The sequence below is a fragment of the Nonomuraea antri genome, assembly GCF_013283785.1.
GTDB lineage: Bacteria > Actinomycetota > Actinomycetes > Streptosporangiales > Streptosporangiaceae > Nonomuraea > Nonomuraea antri.
Genome location: NZ_JABCPZ010000028.1, coordinates 24688 through 42551, shown reverse-complemented (window position 1 = coordinate 42551; position 17864 = coordinate 24688). Strand labels below are relative to the sequence as shown.

Below are 17864 nucleotides of genomic sequence, written 5' to 3'. Positions count from 1 at the left end.
GATGTCCCAGCAGGACTGGCTGGTCGTCGTCAACGACGAGGAGCAGTACTCGATCTGGGCGGCGGGCGGCCCGCTGCCCGCAGGCTGGCACGCGACGGGCTTCCGCGGTTCGCGCGAGTCCTGCCTGGCCCACATCGACGAGGTGTGGACCGACATGCGCCCGCGCAGCCTCAGGACGGCGAGATGACCGAGCTCGACACCGGCCACTGGGTGACCTCGGCCTCCTTCGCCCAGGAACGCGTCTGGCTGGCCGCCCAGCTCGCGGGCGACCTGCCGGTCTACAACGTGGTGGACCGCATCCCGCTGCGGCTCCCGCTCGACGCCGCCACGCTGGCCGGGTCCTTCGCCGAGGTCGTACGCAGGCACGAGACCTTACGCAGCCACTTCACCACCGTCGACGGCAACCTGATGCAGGTCGTCCACGACGAAGTGCCGGTCGAACCCGAGCTGGTCGACCTGTCCGGCCTGCCCGAGCAGGAACGGCAGCAGCGCCTGGCCGACCTGCTCACCGCCTACGGCGAGCTCGACCTGCCGCTCGACCAGGCCCCGCTGTGGCGGGCCACCATGGTCAAGCTGGCGCCGGAGGAGTGGTGGCTGGCGCTGGTCGCGCACCACACCATCGTCGACGCCTCCTCCCAGCGGAACCTGGCCGACGAGCTGCACGAGCTGTGCGCCGCCGCCGTCGAGGACCGGCCGGCCGAACTGCCCGAACTGCCCATCCAGTACGCCGACTTCGCCGCCTGGCAGCGCGACGCGCTCTCCGGCGAGGCACTGGAGTCCGAGCTGGCGTACTGGCGGGAGCGGCTGGCCGACCTGCCGCCCGTGCACGCGCTGCCCACGGACCGGCCGCGGCCGACGGTGCCGAGCTTCCGCGGCGGCGAGGTCACCTTCACCCTCGGCACGGAACTGCTGGCGGCGGTCGACGCGCTGGCCAGGCGGCACCGGGCCAGCACGCTCATGGTGCTGCTCGCCGCGCTGACCGCGCTGATGAACCGGCTCAGCGGCCAGCAGGACCTGGTGGTCGGCGCGCTGGTGGCCGGCCGCGACCGGCCCGAGCTGGTGCCGCTGATCGGCATGTTCGTCAACAACGTGGTGCTGCGCAGCGACCTGTCCGGCGACCCCACGTTCGACGAGCTGGCGCTGCGCGAACGTGACGTGGTGCTGGAGGCGTGGGAGCACCAGGAGATTCCCTTCCACAAGGTGGTCGAGGCGGTCGCGCCGCGCCGCGAGCCTGGCGTGCACCCGCTGTTCCAGGTCAGCCTCAACTACCTGCCGCAGACCGGCGCCGCCTACGGCAACGGCACCTCGCGCCGCGACCTGTCGTTCGACCTCACCTCCGGCGAGTGCCGCCTGGAGTACAGCACCGACCTGTACGACCACGCCGGCGCGCGGACCCTGGCCGAGCGGTACGTCGCGCTGCTGGCCGACGCCGTCGCCCGGCCCGGCAGCCGGATCTCCGAGCTGGAGCTGCTGCGCGACGGCGAGCGCGAATGGCTGATCGACGGGCTCAACGACACGGCCGCGCCGTACCCCGACCAGGCCACGCTGCACGGGCTGATCGAGGAGCAGGTGGCGCGCACCCCCGACGCGCCCGCGCTCACCTTCGAGGGCCGCACGATCAGCTACGCCGAGCTGAACGCCAGGGCCAACCGCATCGCGCACGGGCTGCGCCGGCGCGGCGTCGGCCCGGAGACGCTGGTCGGGGTCTGCGCCGAGCGCTCGTTCGAGCTGGTCGCCGCGATCATCGGGGTGATGAAGTCGGGCGGCGCGTACGTGCCGCTCGACCCCGAGTACCCGGTGGACCGGCTGGCGTTCCTGGTCGAGGACGCGCAGGCGCCCGTCCTGCTGGCCCAGCGGCACCTCGCCGAGCTGCTGCCGGAGACCGAGGTGCTGCTGCTCGACGACGAGACGCTGTGGGCGGACGAGCCCGACGGCGACCCGGTCAGCGGCGTCACCCCGGACAACATCGCGTACATGATCTACACCTCGGGCTCGACCGGCCGGCCGAAGGGCGTGCCCACCCAGCACCGCAGCGCCGTCAACCACATCGACGACATGCAGCGCAGGCACGGGCTCGGCCCCGGCGACACCATGCTGCAGAAGACCGTGATGAGCGCCGACGTGTCGATGCGCGAGTTCCTGTGGCCGCTGCAGAACGGCGCCCGCATGGTGCTGGCCAGGCCAGGCGGCCACAAGGACGCCGCCTACCTGCGCGACCTGATCAACGCCGAGCGGGTCACCGTCACCAACTTCGTCCCGTCGATGCTGGCCGTCTTCCTGGAGGAGGACGTGTCGAGCTGCACGTCGCTGCGCGTGGTGACCAGCGGCGGCGAGGCGCTGCCCGGGCACGTGGGCGCCAGGTTCTCCCGCACGCTGCCCGATTGCCGGCTGGTCAACATCTACGGTCCCACCGAGACCACCATGGACGTCACCTGGTGGCCCGTCACCGCCGAGCGGCTGGCCGGCGAGAGCATCGCGCCGCTGGGCGGCGGGATCCAGAACGTCACGCTCTACGTCCTGGACGCCGACCTGCGCCCGCAGCCGGCCGGGGTGCCGGGCGAGCTGTGCGTCGGCGGCGTGCAGGTGGCCCGCGGCTACCACAGAAGGCCGTCGCTGACCGCCCGCCAGTTCGTGCCCGACCCGTACGGCGCGCCGGGCAGCCGGCTGTACCGCACCGGCGACCTGGCCCGCTGGCGCCCGGACGGCACGCTGGAATTCCTCGGCAGGACCGACGGGCAGATCAAGCTGCGCGGCCTGCGCATCGAGCTGGGCGAGATCGAGTCGGCGCTGCGCGACCAGCCCGGCGTGCGTGACGCCGTCGTGCTGGTGCGCGAGGACGTGCCCGGCGACAAGCGGCTGGTCGGCTACCTGGCCGTCACCGAGGAGCCGGACCTGGCCGAGCTGCGCGCCACGCTGCGCAAGCGGCTGCCCGACCACATGGTGCCCTCCGCGTTCGTCACCATGGAGCGGTTCCCGCAGACCACCAACGGCAAGCTGGACCGCAAGTCGCTGCCCGTCCCCGAGGGGCAGCGGCTGCTGTCGGCCGAGCTCGTCGCGCCCCGCACCGAGATCGAACGCGACATCGCCGCCATCTGGACCGAGGTGCTCGGCATCGACGGGCTCGGCGTGGACGACGACTTCTTCGAGCTCGGCGGCCACTCGCTGCTGGCCACCCAGGTCGTGGCCAAGCTCCGCAAGATCACCGCCACGACCGGGCGGCAGGTCAGCGTCATGGACCTGTTCCAGTCGCCGACGATCAGGCAGCTCGCCGCGCTGATCACCGAGGAACCCGGCGAAGAGCGCACCGCCCGGCTGGTGCACGAGCTGACCAGGCCGCTGCCGCCGGGCGAGCGGCAGGTCTCGTACGTGTGCGTGCCGTACGGCGGCGGCAGCGCGGTCGTCTACCTGCCGCTGGCCGAGTCGCTGCCCTACGGCCACTCGCTGTACTCGCTGGCCATCCCCGGCCACGACGTGGGGCTCGACGAGGAGGCGCTGCCGTTCGACGAGCTGGCCGAACGCTGCACGGACGAGGTGCTGAGCGTCGTCGAGGGCCCGATCGTGCTGTACGGCCACTGCGGCGTCGGCGGCGCGCTCGTCATCGAGCTGGCCAGGCGCCTGGAGGCGGCGGGCCGGGAGGTCAGGGCCGTCTACACCGGCGGCGTCTTCCCCTCCGCGCAGCCGCCCGGCCGGTTCAGCAGGTTCCTGACCTGGCTGGACAGCAAGACGAGCAACCGGGCGCACGCCAACTGGCTGAAGTCGATGGGCGTCGACATGGACGAGCTCGACCCGGCCCAGGCCGACAGGATCGTGGCCAACATGCGCCACGACACCCGTAACGCCGGCACGTACTTCACCAAGCTGCTCGAAGAGGGCGCGACACCGCTGCGGGCGCCGATCATCTCGGTGGTCGGCGAGCGCGACCCGCTCACCGACTACCACCAGGAACGCTTCAGGGAGTGGTCCTTCCTGACCGGCACCACCGCGCTGGTCGTGCTGGAGGAGGCCGGGCACTTCTTCGTCAAGCACCGCGCGGGCGAGCTGGCCCGCATCCTCAGCGGCACCCACGTCGAGATCGCCAAGGACGAGGGGAGCACGCTCACCAGGCAGGCCCGCGGCGACGACGCGAGCTGGTGGCTGGAGGGCGTCGCGCACACCGGCGTGTCAGGCGCCGGCGCCGCCCCCGGCATGGGCCGGTTCCTGGCCGTCACCGGCGGCCAGCTCATCTCCATGCTCGGCTCGGCGCTCACCCAGTGGGCGGTCCCGGTGTGGATCTATCTGCAGACCGGGTCGCTGCTGTGGTTCGGGCTGTTCGGCGTGTTCGCGTACGCGCCGGGGCTGATCGCCATGCCGCTGGCCGGCGCGCTGGCCGACCGGCACGACAGGCGGCGCATCCTGCTGCTGTCCAGCGCGGCCTCGGTCGGCTGCGAGATCGCGATGGCCGTGCTGGTGTGGAGCGGCAGCACCGAGATCGGCCCCATACTCGGGCTGGTCGGATTGCTCGGCGTCGCCTCGGTCTTCCAGCGCGTCGCCTACACCGCGGCCATCCCGCAGCTCGCGCCCAAGCGCTACCTCGGGCACGCCAACGGCGTCGCGCAACTGGTCAACGGCACGGCCATGCTGCTCATGCCGCTGATCGCGGCCGGGATCCTGGCCCTGATCGGGCTGGGCGGCATCCTGGTCATCGACATCGTCAGCTACACGCTGTCGATCGCGGTGCTGCTCGCCGTCAGGTTCCCGGCCCTGATGGGCCGCCGCCGCAGGGAACCGCTGCTCACCGAGATGGCCGAAGGGCTGCGCTATACCTGGGGCACCAAGGGCTTCCGGGCCATGCTGATCTACTTCTCGGTGCTGAACCTGCTGCTCGCCGCCCCGCTCTTCCTGGCCTCGCCGCTGGTGCTCGGCTTCGGCAGCACCGCCGACGTGGGCACGGTCGCCTTCGCCGAAGGGCTCGGCGCGGTGCTCGGCGGCCTGCTCATGTCGGCGTGGGGCGGGCCGCGGCAGCGCAAGATGGCCAGGCTGATGACCTTCACCCTGCTCGTGGCCGCCTGCTGCTTCGTCACCGGGCTGCGGCCCAGCGTGCCGCTGATCGCGTTCGGCATGCTCGGCATGGGCTTCGGGCTCGCGCTCAGCCAGGGCATCTACATGACGATCATCCAGGTGAAGGTGCCGCAGCGCTTCCACGGCCGGGTCATCGCCATCAACCAGGCCATCTCCTGGGCGGCCTTCCCGCTGGGCTTCGGCGTGCTGACCCCGCTCGCGGGATCCGTGCTCGAACCGCTCTTCACCGAGCACGGCGCGCTGGCCTCCAGCGTGGGCGCGGTCATCGGCACCGGGCCTGGCCGCGGCCTGGCCTTCGCCTACCTGGTGTGCGGGCTCGGTCTGGCGCTCGCCGCCGTGGTCGGGCTGCGGACCCGCAGGCTCGCCAGACTCGACCTCGACCTGCCGGACGCCCTGCCCGACGATCTGATCGGCATCCAGCTGCGCGAGCGGCGGCTGGCGGCCGGCGGGAGCACGAAATGACCGAAGGCCAGTTCGCCGCGGCGCATCGCGGAGACCCCGACCACCGTCCCTGGTCGGCGCGGACGATCCACGAGCGGTTCTGGGAAGTGGCGGCCGAGCACGCCGGCCGCCTGGCGATCGCCGGCGACCACGACGAGAACGTCACCTACGCCGAGCTGGCGCGGCGGGTGCGGGACATCGCGGGCGCCGTGCGCGGCCGGGCCAGGGTGGCCGTCCTGCTGGACCACGGGCCAGGCACGCAGGCGGCCATTCTCGGCGCGCTGGCCGCCGGGGCGCTCTACGTCCCGCTCGATCCGCGTTACCCGCCGGCCAGGCTCGCCCGGATGGCCGAGCTCGCGGAGCCCGACGCCGTCCTGGTGACGCCGGAGCACGCGGCCACGGCCGGGCGGCTGGCCCCCGGCGTGCCGGTGATCGACGTCAGCGCGCTGCCGCCCGGCCCCGCCGAGGTGAGCGGCCCTTCCGACCCCGACGCCCCCGCCTACATCCTGTTCACCTCCGGCTCCACCGGGCGGCCCAAAGGCGTGGTGCAGACCCACCGCAACGCGTTGTTCCAGGTCCGCACGCACACCGCGAACCTGCGCATCGGGCCGTCCGACCGGGTCAGCGTGCTGTCGTCGTTCAGTTTCGACATGGCCATGACGGACGGCTTCTCCGCGCTGCTCAACGGGGCCGCCTCGGTCCCGGTCGACCTGCGTGAACACGGGCTGGCGTGGCTGGGCGAGACGCTGGCCGGGCGCGGGGTGACCATCTACCACTCCACGCCGACCGTCTACCGGCATCTGCTGGACTCGCTGCCGTCCGGGGCCCGGCTGGACAGCGTCAGGGCGGTCGTGCTGGGCGGTGAGGAGGTGGTCCGGCACGACCTGGACAGGTTCGTCAGGCACTTCCCCGCCACGTCGGTGTTCGTCAACGGGTACGGGGCCACCGAGATCTCCTTCGCCGTCCAGAACCATCTGACGGTCGAGGACATCCGCGCGGGACGGGGCGTCGGCGCCGGCGTCGTCCCCATCGGCCTGCCGCTGGACGGGACCGAGGTGGAACTACGTCCCCACCGGGCGGCCGCCGAGGCCGGTGAGGGGGAGATCGTGGTGCGCAGCGCCCATCTCGCCGCCTACTGGCGGGCCGGGGAGAGCGACGACTCGCGCTTCGGCGTCGATCCCGACGGTTGCCGCCACTACCGCACCGGCGACCTGGGACGCCTCCTGCCCGACGGCCGCATCCGCTACCTCGGGCGGGCCGACCGGCAGGTGAAGATCCGCGGTCACCGGGTGGAGCTGGGCGAGGTCGAGGCGGCGCTGTCCGCGCTGCCGCAGGTCACCAGGGCCGCGGTGGTGGCGAGGGAGATCCCGGCCGCGGCGGCCGGGGTGGCCGGGGTTCCGGGGGACAAGCGGATCCTCGCGTACGTGCTCGGCGACCTGGCCGAGCCCGGCACGCTGCGCAAGGCGCTGGCCGACGTGCTGCCGGACTTCATGCTGCCCGCCGTGATCGTCAAGCTGCCGGCCTTCCCGCTGACCCCGACCGGCAAGGTGGACACGTCCGCGCTCCCGGAGCCGGCCGCCCCCGACACCGCCGCGCCGCCGACGCCCGCCGACGCAGGCGACGTGGCCGGGGTCATCGCCGCCGCCTGGTGCGCCGCGCTGGGGGTGCCCGAGGTGAGCAGAGAGCAGAACTTCTTCGACGTCGGCGGGCACTCGCTGCTGATGACCCAGGTCCAGCGGAGTCTGGAGGAGTCCCTGGGCCGGCGGCTGCCGCTCAGCACGCTGTACGCCCACCCGACCATCGCCGCGCTCGCCGAGCACCTGAACGGGGGAGACAAACCGCACTCGGACGCCGAACAACGCGCCGCCCGCCGCCGCCAGGCCCGCGCCAGACGCACGCCGGGCGGTTGACGGAGCCACCGCGAGGGTGAAAAACGAATTGCCGTGACGAGCGCGGAAACGTATGGTTTTGCGCTCGTGATCGGAATGGTGGAGCGGGTCCTGCCCGCCCGGCTGGGCGCGGGATTCCGATGGTTGCTGGCCTCGAGCTGGCTGACGAATCTCGGCGACGGGGTCGCGGCCGCCGCGGGCCCCCTGCTGATCGCGACGCTGACCCGCGACCCGCTGCTGATCTCGCTGTCGGCCCTGGTGAGCTGGGCGCCGCCGCTGCTGTTCAGCCTGTACGCGGGCGTGCTGTCGGACCGCCACGACCGGCGCAGGATCGTCCTCGTCGCGAACGCGGCGCGGGCCCTGGTGCTGGCGGCGCTGGTCGCGCTCACGGTCACCGGCACGGTGACGGTGGCGACGGCGCTGGTGGCGCTCACCCTGCGGGCCATCGCCGAGGTGTTCGCTGACAACGCGACGTCCACGCTGACCCCCATGATGGTCGCCAAGGACGACCTCGTCGTCGCCAACGCCCGCCTGGGCACCGGCTTCATCACGCTCAACCAGCTCGTCGGGCCGCCGCTCGGCGCTGCCCTGTTCGGCCTGGGCCTGACCTGGCCGTTCGCGGGGCAACTGCTGCTGGTGCTGGCGGCGATCGTCCTGGTCTCCCGGATCACCCTGCCGCCGCACGGCCGCCAGGACGGCGACCCCCGGCCCGACACGGTGCGGGAACTCGTCGCCGGGTTCAGCTGGACCATCAGGCACGCGGCGGTCCGCACGCTGGCGCTCACCATCCTGATCTTCAACTTCACGTACGGCGCGGCCTGGTCGGTGCTCGTCCTGTACGTCCAGGAGCAGCTCGGCCTCGACGCGCTGGGCTTCGGCCTGATGACCACCGTCATCGGCATCGGCGGCCTGATCGGCACCGGCCTGTACGGCGCCATCACCCGCCGGATGAGCCTCGGCGCCCTGATGCGGATCGGGCTCGTCATCGAGACGCTCACCCACCTCGGCCTGGCCCTGACCCGTTCGCCGTGGGTCGCCGGCGGCATCTTCCTGATCTTCGGCGCGCACGCCTTCATCTGGGGCACCACCTCGGTCACCGTCCGCCAGCGCGCGGTCCCGGCTGAACTCCAGGGGCGGGTGGGCAGCGTCAACACCCTGTGCGTCTACGCGGGGCTGGTGGTCGGCTCGCTGATCGGCGGCGTCCTGGCCACCCGCTTCGGCGTCGCGGCGCCCTTCTGGTTCGCCTTCGCCGGCTCCGCGGTGTTCGTGGTGCTGCTGTGGCGCCAGCTCCTGCACATCGCCCACGACGATGACTGAGGCCGGAGACCGCCCGGACGTCCCCGGGAAGCGCGGCCTCGTTCGCGATCTCGGCATGCTCCGCGACCGGCGGTTCGCGCTGCTGCTGTCGGCCCGGACGATCTCGGTGCTCGGCACCGCGTTCGCGCCGGTGGCACTCGCCTTCGGCGTGCTGGACCTGCCGGGGGCCACGGCCACCACCCTGTCGCTGGTGCTGGCCGCCGCCTCGCTGCCGCTGGTGGCGTTCATGCTGGTCGGCGGCGTCATCGCGGACCGCCTGCCGAGGAACCGGGTGATGACGGCCGGTGAGGCGCTCAACGCCGTCGCCTACTTCGCGCTGGCCGCGATGCTGCTCACCGGCTGGACCCCGCTGCCCGCCCTGATGACGGCGAGCGCGCTGAGCGGCATCGCCGGGGCCGTGCTCTTCCCCGCGCTGGCCGGGATCGTGCCCGACGTCGTGCCGGCCGAGCGGCTGCAGACCGCCAACGCCCTGCTGGGGCTCGGCACCAACATCTCCCGCGTCGCCGGTCTCGTGCTGAGCGGGGCCGCGGTGATGCTGCTCGGCGGTGGCGTGGCGCTGGCGGTGAGCGGGGCCATGTTCACTCTCGCCGGCTGCCTGGTCCTGCTGCTGCGCCTGTCGCCCGCCGCGGGGCGTCCGGCCGGGGCGCGGCACTCCGTGCTGGCCGACCTGCGCTCCGGCTGGCGCGAGTTCGCCTCGCGGCAGTGGTTGTGGGTGGTGGTCGTCCAGTTCTCGGTCATCGGCATGGCCTTCGAGGCCGCGCACGGCGTGCTCGGCCCGCTGGTCGCCAAGCAGTCGCTCGGCGGCGCGGCCGCCTGGGCGGCGGTCCTGGCCGGGGAGGCGGTCGGGCTCATCGGCGGCGTGGTCGTCACCCTGCGCATCAGGCCCCGGCGGCCGGTGCTCGTCGCGACGCTGCTCACCGTGCCGACGGCGCTGCCGTACCTGCTGCTCGGGTTCGCCGCCCCGCTGTGGACGGTGGTGCTCGGCGCGGCGGTGGGCGGCGTCTGCTTCGACGTCATCGGCGTCCTGTGGGCCACCACCATGCAGCGGGAGATCCCGGCCGAGTCGCTGTCGCGGGTGAGCTCCTACGATTCGCTCGGCTCGCTCGTGCTCGGCCCGGTCGGGCTGCTGCTGGCCGGCCCGATCGCCGTCCTGGCCGGTCCGCGGCCCGCCCTGGTCGGCGCCGGCGTCGTCTTCGTCGTGGTGTCGCTCGCCGCGCTGCTCGCGCCCGGCGTCAGGAACCTGCGCGCGCCCGAGGAGGACGGGCGAGCCGAGCCCGGCGCCGCCCCCTCGCCCGAGCCCAGTCCGAGCGCCTAGCGTCCAGAACCCCCCATCCGCTCGACGCCGTTCGCGGACGGTCAGTCGCGGGCGGCGGGCCTGGTGGCGGGCTGGAACTTGAACGAGACGGCCTCCATGACGGCCTGGTGCTTGGTGTTGTGGAAGGCGGCGATCCGCCAGCCCCCGGCCACGCGGACCATGGCGAAGGTCTGGATCTTGTGGAGCTTGCCCGGCCTGCCCTTGTACGTGTCGCCGCGGGTGATGACCAGGGCGGTGTCGGGGCCGGTGAAGCGGATGCCGAGGGTCCGGCTGGCCAGCTTGGTGCCCTTGAGGAAGCTGTCGAACAGCGCCTGGTGAGCCTCGCCGATCTCCCGCGCGCCGGTGTAGAGGGTGCCGACGTAGGTGATGTAGGTGGCGTCCTCGGTGAACAGCGCGCCGTAGGCGGCGCCGTCGCCGCCATCCCAGGCGGCGGCAAGACGGTCCAGCACGGCGGTGATGGCGGCGGTGTCGGCGGCACGGTCGGTACGGTCGGTCATGATGAGGTCCTCTCGTGGTAGCTTCTCTCAGGAAGTTAATGCCTGAAGGATTTCTCTTCCTTGGGGAAGAGGTTAGGGAGAGGGGCGCGGCATGTCAACACCGGAGAAGGCCGGAGTGGTCTACCGGCAGTACCTGAGCGCCGTGATGCTGCACGGCCACGCCAGTGCCAAGGCCGTGGGTCTGGGGGCGACCGACCTGTACGCACTGAACGTCCTGAACTTGGAGGGCGCGCTGACCCCGGGCGAGCTCGGCCGCAGGACGGGCCTGACCACCGGGCCCACCACCCGGCTCATCGACCGCCTGGAGCAGGCCGGATACGTCCGCCGCGGCGCCGATCCCAGCGACCGGCGCAAGGTCGTCGTGGAGCCCGTCGCCAGCCCGTCCGGACTGGACCAGGCGCTCGCCCCGGCCCGCGAGAAGATCGCGGAGATCATCGCCGGCTACACCCCGGAGCAGGCGGCCGTCCTGTTCAACTACTTCACCCGCGCCGCCGCCGCCTACCGGGACGCCGTCGACGAGCTGCGGTGAGTTCAGAGGGTGAGGCGCCAGTCGGTGCAGCGCATGGGCCTGCCCGGGGGATACTCGAAGTCGCACGCGCCCAGGTCGTCGAAGCCGAGCTTGCGGCAGATCGCGTTCGACGCGGGGTGGTCGACCGAGGGGTAGGCGTGCAGGTGGCGGTGCCGGCGTTCGGCGCGGGCCAGGACGATCACGGCGGCCCCGGCCGCGGTGGCCAGTCCGCGACCGGCGAACCCCGGCAGGATGCTCCAGCCGGTCTCGTAGACCGTCTCGCCGCGCCAGTCGCGTTCCCAGTAGCCGATGCTGCCGACCGCGCGTCCGTCGGCGGGCGTGACCACCCGGAACATGCCGCCGGAGCCGGCCGGCCCCGGGGTCAGGTAGCGCTGGTGGCGGCGCTGGACCTGCTCCTCGCTCTCCGGCCCGCCGAGGTGTTCCATCATCTCCGGGGCGTTGAGACGCCTGAGCAGGTCGAGGTCGGCCGCGGACCAGGGCTCGAGCCGGACCGGCGGGACGTCGGGTCGCGAGAGCATTGGTCGTCTCCATGTGGACAGCAAGTGTGCTGAGACCATACTTAAGTTTGGCAAGAGAAAACAAGGAGCGCTCGATGACCGAGGCGAGCCCCGGCGCCCAGCCCGCGATCGGCCCCCGGCTGCGGCGGGTCAGGCAGGAGCGCCGGCTGACGATCGAACAGCTCGCCAAGGCGACCGGGCTGACCAAGGGCTTCCTGTCGCAGGTGGAGCGAGACCAGGCCAACGTGTCGGTCGCGTCCCTGCTCAGGATCTGCGAGGTCCTCGGCATCCGGGTCGGCGAGCTGTTCGACGAGGACCAGTTCGGGCTCGTCCCCGCCGGTGAACGGCCCGCGCTCCACTTCGGGGGCAGCGGAGTGCGGGACCTGCTGCTCACGCCGCGCTCGAACCGGCGGATCCAGGTCATCCACTCGACCGTCGCGCCCAGCGGCAACAGCGAGGACGACGCCGAGCCCGCCTACCGGACCATCTCCGACGCCCAGTTCATCCACGTGCTCAACGGCGAGTTCGAGATCACCCTCGACGGCCGGCGATACCACCTGCGGGCCGGCGACTCGCTGACGTTCAGCGGCAGGGAGCGGAAGAGCTGGCGCAACCCGGCCGGCGAGGACGCCGAGCTGCTGTGGATGCTGACGCCCTCGCTGTTCTGACTCGCGGGCGCGCGTCTCACCCGCGCCCGGTGCGGACGGTCAGGCGGCCGTAGGGGAGCTCGCCGGTCAGGCGGACGTGCAGCGCGCCAGGACACGGCCGGCCGGGCACCTTGCAGGTCATCCGGCCCCACTGCAGGTGCACCCCGTCGACGTTCGCGCTCGCGCCGGGCGGCAGGATGATCGTCGCGCCGCCGTAGGCGAGCCGGAGCTCGATGTCGATCCAACTGTGCGGGACGTACGCACTGGACAGGTCGAGCCGCACCCGGCCGTACACGGACTCGACGCGCAGCCGGCGCGGGACCTGCCAGTCGCCCTCGCGGACGATGCGCCCGCCGGTGTTCGTGATCGTGACCACGTCGTCGGGCAGGTCGGCCACGATCGGCCGCAGTTCCTGCGAGGTCGTGGCGGTGAGCGCCAGTTCGAGCCGCCGCTCCAGCTCGTCCGGGCCGAGCCGGCCGTCCGCGTACGCCTGCTGGACCAGCTCCACCGCCCGCTCCCGATCGGGGCCGAAGGAGGCGTTCACCGGCTGACGGCTCTCTTGTACAGACGCGTGGCCAGCGGCACGAACACGACCAGGAGCACCACCGACCACAGCAGCGACACCGGAACCGCGTGCTGCAGCGGCCAGGCGGTGGGCCGGGGGATGGCCGGGCTGGTGTTGCCGAACAGCTCGCGCGCGCCCTGGACCAGCGTGGAGACCGGGTTCCACTCGGCGATCAGCCTCAGCGGCCCGGGCAGCCTGGCGCTGTCGACGAAGGCGTTGGACAGGAAGACCAGCGGGAACGACAGGATGGTCGCGACGTTGTTGAACACCTCGGGGGTGCGCAGGGCCAGCGCGACCGTGGCCGTCACCCAGGAGAACGCGTACGAGAACAGGATCAGCATCAGGAACCCGAGCACGGCCTCCATCGGCGAGCCGTTGATCCGCCAGCCGACCAGCAGCCCGACCAGCGCCATCGTGACGATGCTGGTCACGTTCATGATCACGTCGCTGACGGTCTGCCCGGTGAGCACCGCCGACGGCGACATCGGCAGCGTGCGGAACCGGTCGAAGATGCCCTTCTGCAGGTCCAGCGTCAGCGTGTAGCCGGTGATCTGCCCGCTCGTCACGATCGTCATGACGAAGATGCCGGGCAGCAGGTATTCGCCGTACGAGATGCCGGGCAGGTCGACCATGCTGCCAAAGACGAAGGTGAACAGCAGCACGAACACGGTCGGCAGCATGATCACGCCGCCCAGCAGGTCGGGGGCCCTGCGGATCTTCAGCGCGTTGCGCTTGGCGATGGTGATGCCGTCGGCGACGGCAAGGTTGAGCGCGTTCATCGGACGGTCTCCTCGGTCGTCTCGTCGGCCTGGTGTCCCGTGAGGCTCAGGAACACGTCGTCCAGGGTGGGCCGGCGCAGACCGGCGTCGCGTACGGTGATCCGCTCGGCGGCCAGGTGGCCGAGCGCCTTGGTGAGCGTGGCCACGCCGCCCGCCACCGGGATCGTCACCTGCAGCGCGGCGGAGTCGATCCGCAGGTCGCCGAGCGCCAGCGGGGCCAGCGCCCTGGCGGCGGTGCCCAGCTGCGCCGCGTCGGTCAGCGACAGCTCGATCCTGTCGCCGCCGACCTGGTCCTTCAGCTCGTCGGCGGTGCCGAGCGCGATCACCCGGCCGTGGTCGACGACCGCGATGCGGTTGGCGAGCCGGTCGGCCTCCTCCAGGTACTGCGTGGTGAGCAGTACCGTGGTGCCCTCGGCGACGAGCTCGGCGATCACCTCCCACAGGCCGATCCTGGCCCGGGGGTCGAGCCCGGTGGTGGGCTCGTCCAGGAACAGCACGGGCGGGTTGGCGACCAGCGCGCCGGCCAGGTCGAGCCGCCGCCGCATGCCGCCGGAGTAGCCCTGCACCGGACGGTCGGCGGCGTCGGTCAGGTCGAAGCGCTCCAGCAGCTCGCGGGCGCGCTGCCGGCTGGGCCTGGTGCCCAGGTGGTAGAGACGGCCGACCATCTCCAGGTTCTCGGCGCCGGTGAGGTGGTCGTCCACGGCCGCGTACTGGCCGGAGGCGCCGATGCGGGCGCGCAGCCGGTCGGCGTCGCGCACCACGTCGAGCCCGGCGACCGTGGCGTGGCCGGCGTCCGGCTTCAGGAGCGTGGTCAGGATCCGGACGGTGGTGGTCTTGCCCGCGCCGTTCGGGCCGAGCAGCCCGAACACCGTCCCCTCGGGGACGGTCAGGCTCATCCCGTCGAGCGCGGCCACGCCGCCGTACTTCTTGACCAGGCCCTCGGCCTTGATCGCGTCAGGCATGAGATCTCCTCGGGGGTGTCAGGAACGGTGGACGGTGATGACGCCGTGATCGGTGTGCGCCCGCACCTCGACGACCTGGTCCGTCTCGTCGGGCGCGGCGCCGGGGTCGAGTGAGACGTGCACGGTGCCGTACGTGGAGCTCACGTCGAGCCAGGCGGCGGTGCCCGGCCGGATGCCGAGATCCAGGCCGCCGCCGGAGGTCTCCATGACGATCGAGCCGGACACCGCCTCGCCGATGCGCAGACCGGCGTGCGCGGTCTTGGCGGCCACGCCGGACAGCGCCTGGTCGACCGTGATGTCGCCGTGCGCGCTGCTCAGCCGCAGCTCGCCGGCCACCCGGCCGAGCCGGACGTCGCCGTGGGAGGTCTTGACGTGGGCGGTGCCGCCGATCTCGTCGACCTGGATGCCGCCGTGGTTGTTCGTGACGTCGGCGTGGCCGTGGACGCGGCCGACCGAGATGTCGCCGTACGTGCTCTTCACCCGCAGCCGCTCGGCCTGCTCGACCCGGATGTCGCCGTAGGAGGTGGTGACCTCGACGTCGTCGAGCGGGCCCCGGCACACGACGGTCCCGACAGACTTGGCGTCGATACGCGAGCCGGCCGGCAGGTGGATCGACACCTCGACCGAGCCGGGGCCGTGCAGCAGCGAGCGTGCCCAGTCCGCCGGCGACTCGACGAGCCTGCCGAGCGAGAGGCCCCACCCGGAGCCCGCGCCGGTGCGCTCCTTGCCGGCGCGCACCACGAGCCGGCCGGCGGCGTACTCGACGTAGGTCTGCTCGGCGGCGCGTACGTCGGCCTCGTTGTGCCGGTCGCCGGGCCGGATCTCGACGACGGTGTCGGCACGCTCGCCCGCGCTGACGCGGACGGTGTCGGCCGCCAGGTCGATGTGGGCCAGGATCGGTTCCGGGGTGTCGAAGGTCGGCACTGCGGTCCCCTCGTCGTGGGTGGCCATGGTCATCACCGCACCCAGCCGCTGTAGCGGTTGCCGGTCTGCGGGGCGGGACGCCGGCCGGCACGGCGGCCGGCGTCACCGGGGTCGAGCGCGGCCGAGACGGCGCGGACCAGCCAGGCGTTGACCGACAGCCCGTCCCTGGCGGCGGCCTCGTCGATGCGCGGCTTCAGGTGCTCGGGGACCCGCAGCGAGATCCGCGACGTGCCCCCTTCGTCGGCGTCGGGCACCGGCGGTGGCGGGGGAGCCGGCGGCCGCTCGGCCGCGCCTTCCGCCGCTTCCGTCGCGAACGAGCGGGTGCTCGGCGGTGGCGTCACGACGAAGGCCGGGTCGCGGCCGCGCAGCCGCACCTCGACCGACCCGGGCGCGAGGTCCTGGGTGATCTCGTCCGCGGCGGCGGACAGGGCTTCGAGCAGCGCGAGCCGGGCGGCCGACTCGAGCGTCGCGGCAAGCCGCTCCGCCAGCGCGCGAGCTTCCTCACCACCCGCGCCCGCGGTGACGGCGAGCTCGCGGCGAAGGTGATCGACATACGGCGCAAGGTCCATGACGCCATCATGACATCACTATGGCGTCATGACAATGGAGTTGGTGGCGGACATGGCGTCATGATGGTGTCATCGGCCCGCGGTGAAGATCTCGATCCAGAAGCGCTGGCGTTCGCCGTCGACGCCCACCAGGTAGGTGGCCTTGAGCTTGGGCGGCAGCAGCGGGGCCAGCCGCGCGGCCGTGCCGCGGTGGGCGCGGAGCTGCGGGAGCTCGGCGTTGGCCAGCACCCGGTGCACCACGTCGCTGGCGTCCGTGCCCTCCGGGCCCTCGTCGGCGGCCAGGCGCAGCCGTTCGGCCCAGCCGTCCAGGTCGTCGGCCAGCTCGCGGAGCCCGGTCACCTGGCGGGAGGCGAGCCTGGCCTCCAGGTCGGTGAGCGGCACCGGCGCGTACTCGCCGTCGCCCAGGTAGATCTTGGCCATCTCCAGCGGCAGCCCGCGCCCGTGCAGCCTGATCAGCCGCTCCAGCGTGCGCTTGGTGATCCAGGCGCGCCCTTCGTCGTCGATGTCGTTCTTCCACCACTCCAGGACGGTCTCCGCCACCGCGCCGTACCGGCCGATCAGCCATTCGTTGGCCGGGATGTCGTCCGGGCCGATGTCCAGCGAGACCGTGAAACGGGACGCCTGCGCGATCGTGTTACGCGAGACCAGCAGCTTGCGGCCCAGATGGTACGGCGGATTCTGCAGCGCGACCTGGGCCTGCAGCCCCTCGATGCGCCGCCCGGCCAGCGACCACTCCTGGGTGATCTCCATCAGCCTGGCGAAGGTCGAACGGTCCTTGGGCCGGTTGTACTCGTCCCAGACGATCGCCTTCGGCTCCTGGCCGGTGAAGACGCCGGCCAGCAGGTTGTCGAGCGTGCCGTCGGCGGTGGGCAGCGGCACGCACAGATCCTCGACGTTCGTCACCGGCAGCGAGAAGTAGAGCGGGTCGCGGCCCAGCTCCTCCCGCACCACCTCCTTGACCACCTCGGTCTTGCCGCAGCCCGGCGGGCCCTGGACCAGCACCGCCCAGCGCCGCCGCAGCGCCTCGCGGACCACCCGGCGCACCGCGTCGGGCAGGTGCCCGGGCGCGGGCACGTCGGCGCCCGCGCGGCGCAGCTCCGCGACGATCCGCTCCAGCAGCGCCGGCGCCTCGTCCCGGCCGGGCGTGCCGTCCTCGTCGGGTACGGTCAGGCGCAGCCGCCGGCCGTCGACCAGCGGCAACCCCCAGTGCGGCGGCAGCCCGGCCAGCGCGCAGTCGAGCACGTGCTCCAGCGTGCGCGGCGAGAACAGGTGACGCAGCTCGGCCGGCAGCGCGGCCCACTCGCGGAAGACCCGGACAGGTCCACGTCGCCGAACTTGCGTGCCAGCGCCCGCCGCCACCCCGTGTCGGCCGCGGTGATCCGCACGGTCGCCATCCGGTCCAGGATCGCCAGGTCCGAGCGGCGCGCGGCGGTCTCGGCGAGTGACTCGTTGTCGGTGAGGAACACGCCCGCGCAGCCGAGCGCGCGCAGGTCGTGCTCGCCCAGCGTCCACGAGCAGGCGATCTGCATGAGCTGCGCCTGGATGGTGTCACCGGCCTGCAGCGAGTCGTCGATGAGCAGGACGAACGGACGCCCCGGCTTGAGCTGCCGCATGATGAGCTGGCGCAGGACGAGCTCGCCGTCCTGCCGTACCGGGGCGTTGACGAGCAGGTCGTCGGGGGTCAGGTTGGCGGCCGGCACGTACACCAGCCGGTACCTGCCGCGCAGGTGCGAGAAGAACGTCGAGGTCTTGCCGATGCCGTGCGCGCCGAAGATCTGGCCGGTGATGCCCAGATCGATCATCGCGTCGATGAAGTCGGTCAGCGTCGACGTCACCCGTGTTCCTCCCATGTATCCCAGTAGAGCGGGACCGACC

General features: G+C 72.6%; 16 protein-coding genes. 7 read left to right on the top strand and 9 right to left on the bottom strand.

Annotated features, from left to right (window positions below; translation table 11 throughout):
* The first annotated feature begins 1 nt into the window (after position 1).
* The 5 genes from HII36_RS12265 to HII36_RS12245 all read left to right on the top strand — a co-directional run bounded on the left by HII36_RS12265 (position 2) and on the right by HII36_RS12245 (position 10020).
* The gene (locus HII36_RS12265) at positions 2–187 is read left to right on the top strand and encodes an MbtH family protein (RefSeq protein ID WP_173523251.1); all 186 of its coding nucleotides are present in this window, start codon (positions 2–4) and stop codon (positions 185–187) included.
* Positions 184–5520: a non-ribosomal peptide synthetase gene (locus HII36_RS12260; RefSeq protein ID WP_173523250.1), complete on the top strand. Its 5337-nt coding sequence runs from the start codon at positions 184–186 to the stop codon at positions 5518–5520. The genes HII36_RS12265 and HII36_RS12260 overlap by 4 nt, the downstream gene beginning before the upstream one ends.
* Entirely contained in the window at positions 5517–7409 is a 1893-nt protein-coding gene (locus HII36_RS12255; RefSeq protein WP_173523249.1) for a non-ribosomal peptide synthetase, read from the top strand. Before HII36_RS12260 ends, HII36_RS12255 begins: the two co-directional genes overlap by 4 nt.
* Positions 7410–7484: 75 nt before the next feature.
* The gene (locus HII36_RS12250) at positions 7485–8705 is read left to right on the top strand and encodes an MFS transporter (protein ID WP_236003420.1); all 1221 of its coding nucleotides are present in this window, start codon (positions 7485–7487) and stop codon (positions 8703–8705) included.
* The gene (locus HII36_RS12245; RefSeq protein ID WP_173523247.1) at positions 8698–10020 is read left to right on the top strand and encodes an MFS transporter; all 1323 of its coding nucleotides are present in this window, start codon (positions 8698–8700) and stop codon (positions 10018–10020) included. The genes HII36_RS12250 and HII36_RS12245 overlap by 8 nt, the downstream gene beginning before the upstream one ends.
* A gap of 41 nt (positions 10021–10061) precedes the next feature.
* On the opposite strand, the gene HII36_RS12240 is transcribed toward HII36_RS12245, so the two are convergent.
* On the bottom strand, positions 10062–10517 hold the full coding sequence (locus HII36_RS12240) for an SgcJ/EcaC family oxidoreductase (RefSeq protein ID WP_173523246.1): 456 nt from the start codon (positions 10515–10517) through the stop codon (positions 10062–10064).
* 91 nt (positions 10518–10608) lie between these two features.
* On the opposite strand from HII36_RS12240, the gene HII36_RS12235 reads away from it, so the two are divergent.
* A complete protein-coding gene (locus tag HII36_RS12235; RefSeq protein WP_173523245.1) occupies positions 10609–11046 on the top strand; it encodes a MarR family winged helix-turn-helix transcriptional regulator in 438 nt (145 codons plus the stop codon).
* A 2-nt stretch (positions 11047–11048) separates the two neighbouring features.
* Here the strand turns inward: HII36_RS12235 and HII36_RS12230 are convergent, their stop codons facing one another.
* Positions 11049–11564, bottom strand: coding sequence for a GNAT family N-acetyltransferase (locus tag HII36_RS12230; RefSeq protein ID WP_173523244.1), 516 nt, complete (start codon positions 11562–11564; stop codon positions 11049–11051).
* Positions 11565–11638: 74 nt separating this feature from the next.
* On the opposite strand from HII36_RS12230, the gene HII36_RS12225 reads away from it, so the two are divergent.
* On the top strand, positions 11639–12211 hold the full coding sequence (locus tag HII36_RS12225; RefSeq protein ID WP_173523243.1) for a helix-turn-helix domain-containing protein: 573 nt from the start codon (positions 11639–11641) through the stop codon (positions 12209–12211).
* Positions 12212–12227: 16 nt separating this feature from the next.
* Here the strand turns inward: HII36_RS12225 and HII36_RS12220 are convergent, their stop codons facing one another.
* From HII36_RS12220 to HII36_RS55660, 7 genes are all read right to left on the bottom strand, one after another.
* Entirely contained in the window at positions 12228–12734 is a 507-nt protein-coding gene (locus HII36_RS12220) for a DUF1707 SHOCT-like domain-containing protein (protein WP_173523242.1), read from the bottom strand.
* Positions 12731–13534 (bottom strand): ABC transporter permease, encoded by an 804-nt coding sequence (locus HII36_RS12215; protein WP_173523241.1) that lies wholly within the window; start codon positions 13532–13534, stop codon positions 12731–12733. Before HII36_RS12215 ends, HII36_RS12220 begins: the two co-directional genes overlap by 4 nt.
* Positions 13531–14496, bottom strand: coding sequence for an ATP-binding cassette domain-containing protein (locus HII36_RS12210; RefSeq protein WP_173523240.1), 966 nt, complete (start codon positions 14494–14496; stop codon positions 13531–13533). The genes HII36_RS12215 and HII36_RS12210 overlap by 4 nt, the downstream gene beginning before the upstream one ends.
* Before the next feature lie 18 nt (positions 14497–14514).
* Positions 14515–15453 (bottom strand): DUF4097 family beta strand repeat-containing protein, encoded by a 939-nt coding sequence (locus tag HII36_RS12205; protein WP_236003415.1) that lies wholly within the window; start codon positions 15451–15453, stop codon positions 14515–14517.
* A complete protein-coding gene (locus tag HII36_RS12200) occupies positions 15453–15989 on the bottom strand; it encodes a hypothetical protein (protein ID WP_173523239.1) in 537 nt (178 codons plus the stop codon). Before HII36_RS12200 ends, HII36_RS12205 begins: the two co-directional genes overlap by 1 nt.
* A 69-nt stretch (positions 15990–16058) precedes the next feature.
* Positions 16059–17231 carry an AAA family ATPase gene (locus HII36_RS12195; RefSeq protein WP_217369431.1) on the bottom strand — a complete coding sequence of 391 codons (1173 nt, stop codon included), beginning with the start codon at positions 17229–17231 and terminating at the stop codon, positions 16059–16061.
* Complete coding sequence (locus HII36_RS55660) at positions 17156–17824, bottom strand: hypothetical protein (protein ID WP_217369430.1); 669 nt, start codon at positions 17822–17824, stop codon at positions 17156–17158. Before HII36_RS55660 ends, HII36_RS12195 begins: the two co-directional genes overlap by 76 nt.
* Between the last annotated feature and the right edge of the window lie 40 nt (positions 17825–17864).